Annotated in this window: 13 protein-coding genes, 1 tRNA gene and 1 pseudogene; 10 read left to right on the forward strand and 5 right to left on the reverse strand. The window is 59.2% G+C overall.

The window, feature by feature from the left end:
* Positions 1 to 321: 321 nt before the first annotated feature.
* The 3 genes from ACODR6_RS21010 (at position 322) to ACODR6_RS21020 (ending at position 2,386) form a co-directional block, all read left to right on the forward strand.
* Positions 322 to 552 (forward strand): helix-turn-helix transcriptional regulator, encoded by a 231-nt coding sequence (locus tag ACODR6_RS21010; RefSeq protein WP_489024225.1) that lies wholly within the window; start codon positions 322 to 324, stop codon positions 550 to 552.
* A complete protein-coding gene (locus ACODR6_RS21015) occupies positions 549 to 1,811 on the forward strand; it encodes a type II toxin-antitoxin system HipA family toxin (RefSeq protein WP_489024227.1) in 1,263 nt (420 codons plus the stop codon). Before ACODR6_RS21010 ends, ACODR6_RS21015 begins: the two co-directional genes overlap by 4 nt.
* 179 nt (positions 1,812 to 1,990) lie before the next feature.
* Positions 1,991 to 2,386, forward strand: a complete 396-nt coding sequence (locus ACODR6_RS21020; protein WP_489024229.1) for a hypothetical protein — start codon at positions 1,991 to 1,993, stop codon at positions 2,384 to 2,386.
* A gap of 44 nt (positions 2,387 to 2,430) precedes the next feature.
* On the opposite strand, the gene ACODR6_RS21025 is transcribed toward ACODR6_RS21020, so the two are convergent.
* Positions 2,431 to 2,721: a helix-turn-helix domain-containing protein gene (locus ACODR6_RS21025; RefSeq protein WP_489024549.1), complete on the reverse strand. Its 291-nt coding sequence runs from the start codon at positions 2,719 to 2,721 to the stop codon at positions 2,431 to 2,433.
* A gap of 409 nt (positions 2,722 to 3,130) precedes the next feature.
* Here ACODR6_RS21025 and ACODR6_RS21030 point away from each other — a divergent pair.
* Positions 3,131 to 3,265 (forward strand): annotated as a pseudogene (locus ACODR6_RS21030) (hypothetical protein); the annotation flags it as partial.
* A gap of 251 nt (positions 3,266 to 3,516) precedes the next feature.
* Positions 3,517 to 4,527 (forward strand): tyrosine-type recombinase/integrase, encoded by a 1,011-nt coding sequence (locus ACODR6_RS21035; RefSeq protein WP_489024231.1) that lies wholly within the window; start codon positions 3,517 to 3,519, stop codon positions 4,525 to 4,527.
* Here ACODR6_RS21035 and ACODR6_RS21040 read toward each other — a convergent pair.
* Together ACODR6_RS21040 and ACODR6_RS21045 are read right to left on the reverse strand one after the other, a co-directional pair.
* Entirely contained in the window at positions 4,413 to 5,216 is an 804-nt protein-coding gene (locus ACODR6_RS21040; RefSeq protein WP_489024233.1) for a DNA-methyltransferase, read from the reverse strand. The genes ACODR6_RS21035 and ACODR6_RS21040 overlap by 115 nt on opposite strands.
* 348 nt (positions 5,217 to 5,564) lie before the next feature.
* Positions 5,565 to 5,640: transfer RNA gene (locus ACODR6_RS21045), tRNA-Ile, on the reverse strand.
* Between the two features lie 153 nt (positions 5,641 to 5,793).
* Between ACODR6_RS21045 and ACODR6_RS21050 the strand changes: the two genes are divergently transcribed.
* The 4 genes from ACODR6_RS21050 (at position 5,794) to ACODR6_RS21065 (ending at position 8,258) form a co-directional block, all read left to right on the forward strand.
* Entirely contained in the window at positions 5,794 to 6,540 is a 747-nt protein-coding gene (locus ACODR6_RS21050) for an SIMPL domain-containing protein (RefSeq protein ID WP_489024235.1), read from the forward strand.
* A gap of 243 nt (positions 6,541 to 6,783) precedes the next feature.
* Positions 6,784 to 7,167, forward strand: coding sequence for a BRA0787 family protein (locus ACODR6_RS21055; RefSeq protein WP_489024237.1), 384 nt, complete (start codon positions 6,784 to 6,786; stop codon positions 7,165 to 7,167).
* A 99-nt stretch (positions 7,168 to 7,266) separates the two neighbouring features.
* Positions 7,267 to 7,668, forward strand: coding sequence for a DUF4174 domain-containing protein (locus ACODR6_RS21060; RefSeq protein ID WP_489024239.1), 402 nt, complete (start codon positions 7,267 to 7,269; stop codon positions 7,666 to 7,668).
* A gap of 101 nt (positions 7,669 to 7,769) precedes the next feature.
* A complete protein-coding gene (locus ACODR6_RS21065) occupies positions 7,770 to 8,258 on the forward strand; it encodes a heme-degrading domain-containing protein (RefSeq protein WP_112715580.1) in 489 nt (162 codons plus the stop codon).
* Between the two features lie 42 nt (positions 8,259 to 8,300).
* Here the strand turns inward: ACODR6_RS21065 and ACODR6_RS21070 are convergent, their stop codons facing one another.
* Positions 8,301 to 9,560, reverse strand: coding sequence for an AGE family epimerase/isomerase (locus ACODR6_RS21070; RefSeq protein WP_489024242.1), 1,260 nt, complete (start codon positions 9,558 to 9,560; stop codon positions 8,301 to 8,303).
* 173 nt (positions 9,561 to 9,733) lie between these two features.
* Between ACODR6_RS21070 and metH the strand changes: the two genes are divergently transcribed.
* Entirely contained in the window at positions 9,734 to 13,507 is a 3,774-nt protein-coding gene (gene metH, locus ACODR6_RS21075) for a methionine synthase (protein WP_489024244.1), read from the forward strand.
* A gap of 92 nt (positions 13,508 to 13,599) precedes the next feature.
* Here metH and ACODR6_RS21080 read toward each other — a convergent pair whose 3' ends face one another.
* Entirely contained in the window at positions 13,600 to 14,472 is an 873-nt protein-coding gene (locus ACODR6_RS21080; protein WP_489024246.1) for a hypothetical protein, read from the reverse strand.
* Positions 14,473 to 14,486: the final 14 nt, after the last annotated feature.

Below are 14,486 nucleotides of genomic sequence, written 5' to 3' on the forward strand. Positions count from 1 at the left end.
TCATCAGGGCTAAATCAATCTAGCCGACCTGTCCGGTGAAACGGGGAGCACTCCATAACAAACTCTACCCGCTTGTCTACATCATATCCAATGGGCTCGAGTACGGCGACGGCAGTGGTGTCATCACACCTAAAGACATTGCCGAAAATCAGCTATCCAGTTTCAACCGTGCCCGCCATACAACCCAGCTACGCTTAGTGTTATTCCCGATCGGGAAAATTTTGGCCGATATGAGATGCAGTTTTCTTGAAATTCCCGATCGGGAAATTTTACTCGACAAGTCCGCTGATATGATGCTATTTTCCCGATCGGGAGATAAAAATGGCAAAACACGTCAGAAGTCCAACCGACATCGGCGCTCTGGTCCGCAGCACACGCAAGGAGCAAAACTTGCGGCAGGATGAGCTTGCCGGCGTTTCGGGCGTAGGCCTCCGGTTTATCGTCGATCTCGAAGCAGGCAAGCCGACAGCACAGATCGGAAAAGTCTTGCAGGTTCTGCAAACGCTCGGTTGTTCGATCGATATTTTGGCTCCTGGGGAGCGTAGAAAATGACGGTAAGAGTTCTCAATGTCTGGTGGGATGGTCGCATTGTCGGGCAATTCACCCAAGACAGACATGGCGATATCGGCTTTGCCTACACCGAAGCTTGGCTTGATGACGAAAAGGCCCTTCCGCTTTCTGCCTCCCTCCCAAAGCGCCCGGAGCGTTTTTCTCGCCGTGAATGCCGACCATTTTTCGGCGGCTTGTTGCCCGAGGAAAGCCAACGCCTTGTTGCGGCGCAAGCATTGGGGGTTTCACCTGCGAACGACTTCGCGCTTCTCGATCGCCTGGGCGGCGACGTCGCCGGCGCCCTTCAGCTTTTGCCAGAAGATCAGGAGCCGGTAACGACAGGACCGATCACGGGCCAGCGACCGGCATATCTGGACGATGCCGAGATTGTTCGGATACTCGATGCACTTCCAACACGGCCGCTATTGGCCGGCCAAGAAGGCCTGAGGCTATCGCTCGCCGGTGCGCAATCTAAAGTGCCGCTTGTTTTGATTGACGGCCAGCTTGCCCTTCCAGTTCCCGGCCAAGCAACAACGCACATTCTGAAACCGCCAATCGCGCGCTTCCCAGGAACAACTGAAAACGAAGCCTTCGTAATGAAACTCGCTGCAGCGATCGGCCTCGATGTCGCACCGGTTGAAGCAAGGTCCGCGAATGGGCGCCCATTTCTCCTGGTTGAGCGCTATGATCGTTTTCGCGACGCCGATGGTGTGGTTCGCCGCATTCACCAGGAGGACTTCTGCCAAGCACTTAGTGTGCCACCCGAAACGAAGTATGCCAGCGAGGGCGGGCCGACCTTTAAGGATTGCTTCGAGCTGTTGCGTCGGGTCGCAGAGCGGCCGAGCACTGACATCGCCAAGCTCTTGGATGCTGTGATTTTCAACCTCATTGTCGGAAACGCAGACGCCCACGGAAAAAACTTCTCAATTCTATATGACGACCAGGGGCCGAGAATGGCTCCGTTGTACGACCTACTTTCCACGGTCACCTATCCAGATCTTTCACCGAAAATGGCTATGCGGATCGGGAAGCGCGCAACGCTTGCCGATATGGACGCTGATGGTTGGCAGGCTTTCTCCAAGGAGACAGGTGTCGGCTTGCTCTTAGTACGCCGTCGGGTGAGAGAACTAACCGATGTCACAGGGGACGCGATTCCCCGATTATCAGAAGATATGTCCCCACTTGCCGCCGATTCTGTGACGTTAAATCACGTAGCGGCTTTGATCGCAGAGCGTGCCAAACTCGTGGCCCTGAGCATTTAACTCAACACCGCCGACATAACCCAAATATTGAGTTGTAGCCTCGGTCGCAGCGCGCGCGACCGGCTCGCGGTGAATCATCTCAAAACCAGACATCGCTGCACAGCAGCGAGGCAAATAGCGGTCTTGATTTATTCTCTTAAAACTACTATTTTCGCTTAAAGCAAAAAAAGGAGATAATAATGGCCACTATCGACGTGGATTTTGAAGTCTACAAGGCCCTCACCATTCGCCGCGAAACAGAGGAAATGACCTGCAATGACGTCCTCAGGCAGTTATTGAGTCTCGGCGAACAGAAGAGTCCTGAAAACGTCACCGAGAACCTTGGAGCCCTGGTTTACAAGGGTGCCGAGTTCCCCGAAGGGACCCAATTCCGTGCCACATATAAAGGGCAGACATATACAGGGGCGATCAAGGGCGGTGTTTGGGTTGATGAGAATGGGAGGGTGCAGAATAGCCCCTCTGAAGCCGCCTACAGCATCACAGGCAACCACGTAAATGGCTGGCGATTTTGGGAATGCCGCCGTCCGTCAGACACGGCCTGGCGGTCCATTGATTTGCTACGCCCAAAAAGATAGGCGGTTTGCATGTGCCGCAAAGACGAGTTTCAGTATGTCCGGGGCTACTTCGGCAGATCGGGGTTTCGAGGGACAAAGCCAACTTCGAAACCGAATAGCCTGCCAATCTTCTGCAAGGTGGCAAGCGTCGGATTTGCCTTTCCAGCTTCAATCTCAGCGATTTGCCGCTTTTGCAGGAAAAGCATTCCGGCAAATTCGGCTTGCGTCATGCCCAAGCCTTTCCGGATCTGAATCAAGGCATCAGGTAAGCGTAAATCGCCAATGCGCGCGCGCTCGGCAATTTCACGCCGGTTAGCTAATACCTCGTCCTTTGTAGGCTTCTTCCAGCGAGGTATGACTTGATCTCCGATGGCAATCAACGATCAGGGGCCGACGGCGAAAGCTGATGGCCCATAAAAGGGAATTATTGGGGCTACTATATCCGCGTTTCAACCCACCGGAATGGGTTGAAAGCGAATCCGTTGCGGGGAGGTTGGTCCTGGTTCTATCCCGCCCGAGTTCAGAAGCCTAGTGAAGACCAGAAGCTTCTGGAATAGCAGGAGCCATCTCGCTCCCTTTCTTTGCATTCTGGTTTGAGTTTGAACTTTTCTCTTGCCATACACGCGTCGATGAGCGGCGCCTCCGTCTTCGCGGCAAGCTTCCCTTCCGCGACAGCCTCCTGGCGGCATAGCTCGACAGCGTCATTCACCGGACCTGCAACAGTGCTCCGCTGTTCCGCATTGGCGATTGTTGCCAATGATGCGGCGCAAAGCCCACCGCACTCAATATGGCGCGCTCGCCGCCCGGATGCGCGCCGGCCTGCCCAATGCCTGCATGCTCGCTTTCACCGGCACGCCCATCGACAAGAAGGACCGCAGTACCCGTGAGGTGTTCGGCGACTAACGCAGGCCTTCACTGAGGAGTATCATCGCGTTTTCGTCGGTGAGCGAGGTGAAAAGGTTGTTCCTATCTCGCGTCTTGAGCCCGGTTCGGTCCGTTGGCTGGTCGAGAACTATTACCGGTCCAAGGCATTCCAGAGCCAGGCGACGGCGACAAAGAAGGACAAGAAAAGCGTCCTAAATCGTTACTGCGACAAGGTCGGCCATCTGCCTTTCGCCAAGCTTCGCAAATCGGACATCGAAGCCAGCCAGATGGCGCGAGCCGAGACGCCAGGTGCGGCGGACAAGCTCATTAAATATCTCAGGGCGTTGTTCAACTGGGCGATTGGCGCGGATCTCGCGACGTTCAATCCGGTGGCGGGCGTCACGAAAATTCATAAATCTGCCGGCTTCCACACCTGGAGTGAAGCGGAACTGGCGCACTTTCGCGATGCCTATCCGGTCGGCTCGATGGCCCGACTGGCTATGGAGCTGATGCTGAACCTGGGCGTCAGGCGCTCCGATCTCGTCAAGCTTGGCTGGAAGAACCTGATTGGCGAACGCATCGAGTTTTCCCCGCTGAAGGGCGCTGCGCATCATGTCCAGCGGCTGAGCCTCCCTGTCACGGATGAGTTGCGGGAAGCCCTCGATGCAATGAGGCATGACGAGCCGACTTTTCTCGTCACGGAGTATAGCAAAGCGTTCTCGTCAAACGGCTTCGGCAACAAGATGCGCCAGTGGTGCAACAATGCCGGCCTGCCGGAATGCTCGTCGCATGGCCTCAGAAAGTCCTCCGCTACGATCCTGGCCGAGGCCGGGGCAACCGAACATCAATTGATGGCGATCTTCGGCTGGTCTGATTCCAAGATGGCGCAGCATTACACAAAAGCCGCCCAATCCAAGCTGCTGATCGATGCCGGATTTGACCGGCGCAAGAGCCATGTGGCCCGCAAAAATGTCCCACTTTCATCGAGCCGGAATTCCGGTGAGACAAATCGAGGAAAAAATGATGGAAAAACAACGTCCGAAGACGGAATTGGTGGGCCCGGAGGAACCGGGAAATCTGCCTTAGTGCTTTGTTATTGCTCAACTTTTCACTTTGGTCAAGTGGCTGATACCAGCACCGATACCAGCACTTTTTTGAGATCGCATGGGATTTCTGTGGACGATCAGCTCAAAATGAATGCCCGCCAAGAATTCCAGTCTACGTCGTTGTCGTTGACTGGCTGCGGTAGCCGCTCACGGTATGCCGTCTCGACACGGTCTTTAGCTATAGCGAAGTAGTCCTCGTCCAACTCCATCCCGATGAACCGCCTGCCGGTGTTCGCGCATGCCACGCCGGTCGTACCGCTGCCCATGCAGTTGTCGAGGACCAGGTCGCCGTCGTTGGTGTAAGTGCGGATCAGGTACTCCATCAGCGCCACTGGCTTTTGGGTGGGGTGAAGTTTGCTGCGCTGCTTGTCGCTCGCAAACACTTGGACGCTTCTCGGATAACGTTCAGTCGAATCGTAGGGGAGCTTTACAAACTCCTGTCTGCCGTAGTTGGGCGTGTCGTCTTTTCGTTTCGTCGCCGTCTTGCGGATATGGCCTGTGGTTTTGATCGGGTTGTACGTCGGCTTCCGGTCGTAAAAAACCAGTACATTTTCATGCGCCTTCATCGGAGCTTTTTTGGCGTTCATGTGACCTGTCGGGTGCGTCTTTTCCCATATCCACTCGTAACGGAGCATACGAAGATTTGACGCCCCTAACACTTTGTCGAAAGGCGTCTGTGCAGTAAGCACGATCGCGCCTTTGCAGATCCTACGGTACTCAGGCCACAATGCGTTGAGATCGAGCACGCTATCCCACTTATTTCGCGTTGTTCCGTAAGGGAGATCGCAAAGAACCAGATCGACGCTGTTGGATGGCATCTGTTTCAGCAGGTCGAGACAATCCCCGAGGTACATTTGGGTGTCGAGGAATCCTGGGCGCATGATCTTTCCTGTGATTTGTCGTTGCGCCGATTCTATTACACCAGAGGATGCCTATTCAACTAATTGTTGAATTTCAGGATTCAACCGTCGCCTGGCGCGAGTGGCCGTACCAGCAAATTTCGGCGGTGTCTTAGGGTGGAGAGGACTCGAACCCGCAACGGGTGGGACTCACGAGTATTAGCTTCACAACAGATTCTTTAATAATTTGAATCGCTTAGCGGAATCGTGAGTCGTGCTGGTACGGGTCCCGGGATGCTGATTTCGTACCAGCAAATCTACCAGCTGCGTCCTGTAGTGGGACCCATATTTGCCATCTAAGTCATTGATTTTATTGCAGAAAAAAGTCGATGGTGGGCCCGGAGGGACTCGAACCCCCAACCAAGCGGTTATGAGCCGCCGGCTCTAACCATTGAGCTACAGGCCCTGGCGCAGGCGCCTGCGCTGGCTTCGGGGCAATGGTTCCCCGCAGCGGTTTCGCTCTAGCGTAATTCGGATGCAGCGACAAGATGTTGCCGCAATAGCTTCACAATCAATGGCCAAAGAAGAGAAAGGGGTAGCGACAACCAAGGAGTGAATCATGGCGCTGCAGAATACCAGGAAACTCGCGCTCGGTCTTTTGATCACGGCGGCGGCCGTGCTGCCGGTGACGGCGGCGGCGATTGCCGATGATTCCAAGCCGCGTGAGGCTGTCATCATGGTTTCGGGGGACGGGCAGTCTTCGGTGGCGCCGGACATGGCGATCGTCAATCTCTCCGTCGTCAAGCAGGCGAAGACGGCGCGCGAGGCACTCGACGAGAACAACAAGGCGATGACCGAGGTGCTGGCGGCGCTGAAGAAGGGCGGGATTGCCGAGAAGGACCTGCAGACGGCCGGTTTCTCCGTGCAGCCGCAATATAACTATCCGCAGAGCACCGACGGCCAGCCGAAGCAGCCGGAGCTGATCGGCTACCAGGTTTCGAATGGAATCACCGTGCGGGTGCGCGATCTTTCCAAGCTCGGCGGCATCATCGACCAGTCGGTGACATTGGGGATCAACCAGGGCGGCGACATCACCTTCACGAACGACAAGCCGGAAGCCGTCATCGACGAGGCGCGCAAGGATGCGGTCGCCTCGGCTCTGAAGAAGGCGAAGACGCTGACGGAAGCGGCGGGCGTCAAGCTCGGCCGGATCCTCGAAATCAGCGAAAACAGCGCCCGCCCGATGCCGCAGCCGGTCTATCGCGCCGCGATGATGAAGGAGGCCGCCGATGCCTCGGTGCCGGTTCAGGGCGGCGAGAACACCTATAATGTTACGGTCAATGTCACCTTCGCGCTCGAGCAGTAAGCGCTGACATCGGCTTCCGGCGGTAAAATAGCCGTTGGTATCGTTAAGCGATATCAACGGCTTAACTGTTTCTGGCGGCGGCTTTTTCCAAGGCGTGGGCATAAAAGGCTTTATCACGCGAGTGTTACACTATAAAATCGATCGTGTTATTCGGCCGCGCGAGGGAACCCGAGTTCTGTTTTCCGCATTAATTCCCGGCCGATGAGGAGGAAATGGCTTCATCCCTGCCAAGAGGAGACAGACATGACGAATGCCTTGCCGCCACTTCACAACGGACACGCCCCGTTCACCCTTCAGGAACTCTTCCGTGAGGCTCTCTATGCCTTCGAAGAATGGGATACGGAACTCACTGAACCGATCGTGACCTTCGAAGGGAAGGTCCTGCCGATCAGCATGGTGTTCGAAGCTATGCGCGAATGCGATGACATCGTGCCGATGAATATCGTCGGTGCCGTCACCGAACGGCTGACCAAGCCCTGGGAAGGCGAGGGTCCTCTCGACCAGATGACCTTCTCGACGGCGGCGCGCGTCATGCGCGTTCTGGTTCGCAAGCGGCTTCTCGCCAATGGCGGGACCGATGTCGTTGCCATCCAGGGACGCGCCGATCCGCGCGAATCCCGCGAATAGCCTTTCAGGCTGCCGGGATCGCTGCCTTGCGGCGGTCCCACCCCGTACGGGAACCGCTCACGCTTCCAGCCGTTGATGGTGATAGGAAGGACGAGCCTCATGCTGAAATCATTCGTACGCGAGATATTGGGAACGGTTCCGCACAAGATCGCGGCGCCGAGATGCCTCAGGCAGTTTGCCGGCAAGAAGCGGGTGCTGCTGGTATTTGCCGATGCCGAGGACGACCGCGCCAGCAAGCAGGACGATCTGCTGCGCAAGGCGCATCTGCGCTTCATCGAAGAGGATATCGAAGTGTTCAACGTTGCCGGCGGCGGCGTCTTTCCGCTGTTCGACGATCCGCATGATCTGGATGCCGACGAGCTGCGCGAGGATCTGCAGGGACCGCAGCCCGGGGAGTTCGGGTTGATCCTGCTCGATCGCGACGGGAAGGTGAAGCTGCGCGCCAGCGAGCCGATGCGGCCCGAGGAGATCATCGGGGCGCTGGCCACCATGCCGCACTAGGCGCTCTCGCCCGGGCACGGCTATCACTACGATTTCGCTTTACTTTTTTCTGCGCCCTGCGGATGTTCTCTCCTAGTCGTATGAGGAGAGGAGTGCCTGTGATGACCATCGAGGATGATCTGGTTCGCATCGCCGAACAGGAAAAGGTGCTCGCCTTCGACAGCTTCGACCTGACGAGCGCCTGGCAGCTCGGCAAGCTGCTACAGGAGCTTTCGACCGACCGGGGGCTGAAGGTGGCGATCGATGTGTCGCTGCATTCGATGCAGGTGTTCTACGCGGCGCTGCCGGGCGCGACGCCCGACAATGTCCAGTGGGTCCGGCGCAAGCGCAACATGGTGTTCCGCTATCTGAAGAGCAGCTATGCCTGCGGTTTGAAGCTGAAATCCGATGGCAAGACGATCGAGGATAACGGGCTTTCGAGCGCCGATTACGCCGCCCATGGCGGCAGCTTCCCGATCAATGTGAAGGGCACCGGCTGCATCGGCGCGGTCACCGTATCGGGTCTGCCGCAGCGCGACGACCACAATCTCGCGGTCGAGGCGCTGGCGCTGATGCTGGCGAAGGATCTGGATTCGCTGCGGCTCGGATAATGCATGCGGCCATTCCCGCCGGAGCGGAAATGGTTCTGATGCTTAGAGCTTGCCGCCGGCTTCGATGATGCCCTTGGTGATGCTGCCGGTCGCCGGGAAGAGCGGGATCAGGCAGGCCTGCAGGGCGTGATAGATGTCGCCCTTGCCGGGGAAGAGGCTGTGCGAGGGCACGAGGTCTTCCGTCAGTTCTTCGTGCCAGCCGCCGTTTTCGTGGTCGATGAAGCAGCGTTCGATGACGTTCCAGACCTTGCGGTAGCTTTCCTCGTGGAAATCGCTCGGCAGGTGCTCGTTGAGGAAGTGGGCGGCGGCTGCCGCTTCGCAGGCCGGCCACCAGAGCTTGTTGCGCTTGGCGGGCTTGTCGTCCCAATCGAGCGTATAGAAGAAACCGCCCTTGTCATTGTCCCAGCCGAGCGCCATCGACTGCGAGAACAGGCCCTTGGCGGCATCCGGCAGCCAGTCCAGCTTCTTGCCGCCGAGAACCCAGAGCTGCAGGATGAGGCGGGCCCATTCCAGCGAGTGGCCGGGCGTGGTGCCGGCCGGGCGGAACATCTCGTTCGGGTGGTAGTAGCTCTTGTCGAGGCTCCAGTCGGCGCCGAAATGCTCGGCAACGCGCCAGCCGACCGAACCCGCCGCGCGGCGGATGACGAGATCGGCGATGCTTTCGGCCTTGGTCAGATATTCGCGGTCGCCGGTTGCCTCGAAGGCGGCCATCAGCGCTTCCGTCAGGTGCATGTTGGAGTTCTGGCCGCGGTAATTGCCGCCATCGAGCGGCTGCCAGTCGGCGGTGAATTCCTCGGCGATGGCGCCGTGCCTGGCCTCCCAGAAGCGGGTGTTCAGGACTTCGGTGATATCGGCAAGCATGCCGTCGGCCAGCGGATGGTCGATGGTCTTGGCCGAGGATGCGGCGAGCAGCACGAAGGCGTGGCCATAGCCCTGCTTGTTGGAATCGACGGGGCCGTTATTGTCGAGGGACCAGAAATAGCCGCCGTTCTTGCGGTCGCGGTGATCGTTCCAGAGATAGTCCATGCCGTGGTCGACGACATCAGATGCGCCCGGACGGCCGAGCAGGGTACCGGCGGCAAAGCAGTGGACGGCGCGGGCGGCGATATGGATGCTGCGCACCTGACCCTCGGCGTCGAGCGGCTTGCCCTGATCATCGAGATCGTAGAAGCCGCCCTTCGGGTTGATCGACTGGTGCTGGAAGAAATCGAAAAGGCCGTTTGCCTGGGCCAGGAGCCAGTTGCGGTGATAGGCGCGGGTCGTCCAGTTTCCGAGACCGCTGCTGCCGTTTGCCGATGCCATGTCGCTCCTCCGATTTCATGCACAAAGCCTTGCGGAACGCCTATATAGAGGTCCGCCGAGTCTGTCACGCCGCCCCGCCTTGTAATCCATTCTTGTGACAGGCATATATTGACATAAAGATATCTTTATGTGATTTCATCACCCTGGTCTTGAACGACGCAAGGAGTCCGCCCGTGTTCGACAATCTTTTCGGTCCCGATGGGGCAAAACGCGACGGCAGTGAAGTGTTCGCAGCGCTTAAGAAAGCCGCTAGCGAGCGCATCCTCGTTCTCGACGGCGCCATGGGCACGCAGATCCAGGGCCTGGGCTTCGATGAGGACCAGTTCCGTGGCGACCGGTTCATCGGCTGCGCATGCCATCAGAAGGGTAATAACGACCTTCTGATCCTCAGCCAGCCCGCCGCGCTGGAAGAGATCCATTATAAATATGCCAAGGCCGGCGCCGATATTCTCGAAACCAACACGTTCTCCTCGACCCGCATCGCGCAGGCCGATTACGAAATGGAAGGCGAGGTTTACGCGCTGAACAAGGAAGGCGCCGAGATCGTGCGCCGCGCGGCGCTACGCGCCGAGCGCGAGGATGGCCGCCGCCGTTTTGTGGCCGGCGCCATCGGCCCGACCAACCGTACGGCTTCGATCTCGCCCGACGTCAACAATCCCGGCTACCGCGCCGTTTCCTTCGACGACCTGCGTATCGCCTATGGCGAGCAGATCGACGGCCTGATCGATGGCGGCGCCGATATCATCCTGATCGAGACGATCTTCGATACGCTGAACGCCAAGGCGGCGATCTTTGCCTGCGAGGAGCGCTTCGAAGCCAAGGGCATTCGCCTGCCGGTGATGATCTCCGGCACGATTACAGACCTCTCGGGCCGCACGCTGTCCGGCCAGACACCGTCTGCCTTCTGGAACTCGGTGCGCCATGCCAATCCGTTCACGATCGGCCTGAATTGTGCGCTCGGTGCCAACGCCATGCGCCCGCATCTGCAGGAGCTTTCGGGCGTCGCCGATACCTTCATCTGCGCCTATCCGAATGCCGGCCTGCCGAACGAATTCGGCCAGTATGACGAAACGCCTGAACTGATGGCGGCGCAGATCGAGGGCTTCGCTCGCGAAGGTCTCGTCAACATCGTCGGCGGCTGCTGCGGCTCGACGCCGGAGCATATCCGCGTCATCGCCGAGACGGTTGCCAAGTACAAGCCGCGTCCGATCCCGGAACATCGTCCGTTCATGTCGCTGTCGGGCCTCGAGCCCTTCGAGCTGACGAAGGATATCCCGTTCGTCAATGTCGGCGAGCGCACCAACGTCACCGGTTCGGCCAAGTTCCGCAAGCTGATCACCAATGCCGACTACACGACGGCGCTGGATGTCGCCCGCGATCAGGTCGAGAACGGCGCGCAGGTCATCGACATCAACATGGACGAGGGCCTGATCGATTCCGAAAAGGCGATGGTCGAGTTCCTGAACCTGATCGCCGCGGAGCCGGATATCGCCCGCGTGCCCGTCATGATCGACTCGTCGAAGTTCCAGATCATCGAATCCGGCCTGAAATGCGTTCAGGGCAAGCCGATCGTCAATTCCATCTCGCTGAAGGAAGGCGAGGAGAATTTCTTGGCGCAGGCGAAGCTCCTGCATCGCTATGGTGCCGCCGTTGTCGTCATGGCGTTCGACGAAACCGGACAAGCGGACAGCTATGACCGCAAGGTCGAAATCTGCCGCCGCGCCTACAAGCTGCTGACCGAAGAAGCCGGCCTTTCGCCTGAGGACATCATCTTCGATCCGAACATCTTCGCTGTCGCGACCGGTATCGAAGAGCACAACAATTACGGCGTCGACTTCATCGAGGCGACCCGGACGATCCGCAAGGAAATGCCGCTGGTGCATATTTCCGGCGGTGTCTCCAACCTGTCCTTCTCGTTCCGCGGCAACGAGCCGGTGCGCGAGGCGATGCATGCCGTGTTCCTCTACCATGCCATCCAGGCGGGTATGGACATGGGTATCGTCAATGCCGGACAGCTGGCCGTCTACGACAACATCGATCCGGAGCTGCGCGAAGCCTGCGAAGACGTCGTGCTGAACCGCCGCGCCGACAGCACCGAGCGGCTGCTGGAGGTCGCGGAACGGTTCCGCGGCGCCGGCGGCAAGGAAGCCAAGGTTCAGGATCTCTCCTGGCGCGAATGGCCGGTCGAGAAGCGCCTCGAGCATGCGCTGGTCAACGGCAATACCGAATATATCGAAGCCGATACCGAAGAGGCACGCCAGAAGGCTGCGCGTCCGCTGCATGTCATCGAGGGTCCGCTGATGGCCGGCATGAATGTCGTCGGCGATCTCTTCGGTTCCGGCAAGATGTTCCTGCCGCAGGTGGTGAAGTCCGCCCGCGTCATGAAGCAGGCCGTTGCCGTTCTGCTTCCCTATATGGAGGAAGAGAAGCGGCTGAACGGCGGCAGCGAGCAGAAATCTGCCGGCAAGATCCTGATGGCGACCGTCAAGGGCGACGTGCACGATATCGGCAAGAACATCGTCGGCGTCGTTCTCGCCTGCAACAATTACGAGATCATCGATCTCGGCGTCATGGTGCCGGCGACCAAGATCCTCGAGACGGCTGTTGCCGAGAAGGTCGATCTCATCGGTCTTTCCGGCCTGATCACGCCGTCGCTCGACGAGATGGTGCATGTGGCGGCCGAGATGGAGCGTCAGGGCTTCGATATCCCGCTGCTGATCGGTGGGGCGACGACCAGCCGCGTGCATACGGCGGTGAAGATCCATCCGGGTTACAGCAAGGGCCAGGCGATCTACGTGACCGACGCCAGCCGCGCCGTCGGCGTGGTCTCGTCGCTGCTGTCGCCCGAGAACAAGGATGGGTATGTCGCCGATATCCGCACCGAATATGCCAAGGTCGCTGCCGCGCATGCGCGCAGCGAAGCGGAGAAGGTGCGCCTGCCGCTCTCGCGTGCCCGCGAAAATGCCCATCAGGTCGATTGGTCTGCCTACAAACCGACCAGGCCGAGCTTCCTGGGAACCAAGGTTTTCGAGGACTACGATCTCGCCGATATCGCCCGCTATATCGACTGGACGCCGTTCTTCCAGACCTGGGAACTGCGCGGCCGGTATCCGGCCATTCTCGAAGACGAGAAGCAGGGCGAGGCGGCGCGTGCGCTCTGGAACGATGCGCAGGCGATGCTGAAGAAGATCATCGACGAGAAGTGGTTCCGCCCGCGCGGCGTGATCGGCTTCTGGCCGGCGAACGCCGTCGGCGACGATATCCGCCTCTTCAAGGATAATGCCCGCAAGGAAGAACTCGCGACCTTCTTCACGCTGCGCCAGCAGCTGTCGAAGCGCGATGGGCGCCCGAATGTGGCTCTCTCGGATTTCGTCGCGCCCGAAGCGACGGGACTCGAGGACTATGTCGGCGGCTTCGTCGTTACCGCCGGTATCGAGGAAGTGGCGATTGCCGAGCGCTTCGAGCGGGCGAACGACGATTACTCGTCGATCCTCGTCAAGGCGCTGGCCGACCGCTTCGCTGAAGCCTTTGCCGAGCGCATGCACGAGCAGGTGCGCCGCGAATATTGGGGCTATGCCAAGGACGAGACGCTCTCGAACGACGAGCTGATCACCGAGCAATATGCCGGTATCCGCCCGGCGCCCGGCTACCCGGCGCAGCCCGACCATACCGAGAAGAAGACGCTGTTCGAACTTCTCGACGCGGAAAACACCGCCGGCGTGAAGCTCACCGAGAGCTATGCGATGTGGCCCGGCTCCTCCGTCTCCGGCCTCTATATCGGCCATCCCGACTCCTACTATTTCGGCGTCGCCAAGGTGGAGCGGGACCAGGTGGAAGACTATGCTGCGCGCAAGGGCATGGAGATCACCGAGGTCGAGCGCTGGCTCGGACCGGTGCTCAACTATGTGCCGGCCAAAGTGAGCGACGAGATCGAGGACGCGGCCTGATTTCGGGCTGTGGTCTTCAGAGATTGAATCAAGAAGGGCGGAAAGTGATTCACTTTCCGCCCTTATCTTTTTGAAATTATGGTAATTTCTCTCTACGTCGTGAGCTCCACCAAGATCGCCGTCGTGTCGTCGCTCTGCTTGAAGCGGGGATAGCGGAGGCCGTCGGGATCGACTTCGCGTTCCAGGCGGCGAAGTTCGTCGATCATCGGGCGCAGTCCTCTGTCGAGCGCCGTTCGGACCAGGCTTACCGCATCGTAAAGCGCATAAAGCACGACGAGATCGGCCAGGCCGTCGCTGCAGATGATGGCGTGGGCGCGGGTTCTGACCGGTAGCGGCTCATGGAAGAGGTGGTCGGCTGCCTCGGGAACGAGGCCGAGCGTCCAGATGCCGCCGGGTGTGTTCTGGCTCTCGCGGTGGCGGCGAAGTGCGGCCAGCGTCTCGGGGTCGGCGAGGGCGCCGCCGCCATTGTTGATGCCGCCGGTGCGGGCGATGTGGCTGCGCGCGTGCTCCTGCTCCCGCGCATAGGCGCCGGGTATCGCCGTGTGGAGGCTTGCCGAACCGTCTTCCTGAAGCAGAAAGACGCAGGAGTCGCCAAGGCCGTAGAAGGCGAAGGCGTCGTGCGTCGCGTGCACCATTGAAAAGGCTGAGAGCGGCCAGGCGTAGCGGGGGACGTCGGGATGACTGCCGGTGAAGCTCTTGAGGGCGTCTTCCGATGCCACGCGGGCGATATCCGGGATTGTGGTATCGCGGGTGATGCCGTGCTGAAAAGCGTCCGCGAAACGCGCCGCAATCCAGGCGGCATCGCTGCCGTCAGGATCGACATATTGGCGATCGCCGAGACCGGTCGCGCCGTCGATGACGAAGGCGCATGCCTCGTTGTGGCCGAGGCGGTCTTCGTTTGCCTTTGCCGGATTGCCCGGATCGGAAACGGCGTCGAGGACGGAAATTCTGGGTGCTGTCGTCATGACCTCAAGGAATA

This window comes from Rhizobium sp. FG96, from assembly GCF_057808655.1.

Excerpts from the sequence above, each read along its gene's own strand:
- ACODR6_RS21010 (WP_489024225.1), top strand. The coding sequence starts at position 322 with ATGGCAAAACACGTCAGAAGTCCAACCGACATCGGCGCTCTGGTCCGC.
- ACODR6_RS21080 (WP_489024246.1), bottom strand. The coding sequence starts at position 14,472 with ATGACGACAGCACCCAGAATTTCCGTCCTCGACGCCGTTTCCGATCCG.
- ACODR6_RS21065 (WP_112715580.1), top strand. The coding sequence starts at position 7,770 with ATGACCATCGAGGATGATCTGGTTCGCATCGCCGAACAGGAAAAGGTG.
- ACODR6_RS21050 (WP_489024235.1), top strand. The coding sequence starts at position 5,794 with ATGGCGCTGCAGAATACCAGGAAACTCGCGCTCGGTCTTTTGATCACG.
- ACODR6_RS21020 (WP_489024229.1), top strand. The coding sequence starts at position 1,991 with ATGGCCACTATCGACGTGGATTTTGAAGTCTACAAGGCCCTCACCATT.
- ACODR6_RS21015 (WP_489024227.1), top strand. The coding sequence starts at position 549 with ATGACGGTAAGAGTTCTCAATGTCTGGTGGGATGGTCGCATTGTCGGG.
- ACODR6_RS21040 (WP_489024233.1), bottom strand. The coding sequence starts at position 5,216 with ATGCGCCCAGGATTCCTCGACACCCAAATGTACCTCGGGGATTGTCTC.
- ACODR6_RS21060 (WP_489024239.1), top strand. The coding sequence starts at position 7,267 with ATGCTGAAATCATTCGTACGCGAGATATTGGGAACGGTTCCGCACAAG.
- ACODR6_RS21070 (WP_489024242.1), bottom strand. The coding sequence starts at position 9,560 with ATGGCATCGGCAAACGGCAGCAGCGGTCTCGGAAACTGGACGACCCGC.
- ACODR6_RS21035 (WP_489024231.1), top strand. The coding sequence starts at position 3,517 with ATGGCGCGAGCCGAGACGCCAGGTGCGGCGGACAAGCTCATTAAATAT.
- ACODR6_RS21055 (WP_489024237.1), top strand. The coding sequence starts at position 6,784 with ATGACGAATGCCTTGCCGCCACTTCACAACGGACACGCCCCGTTCACC.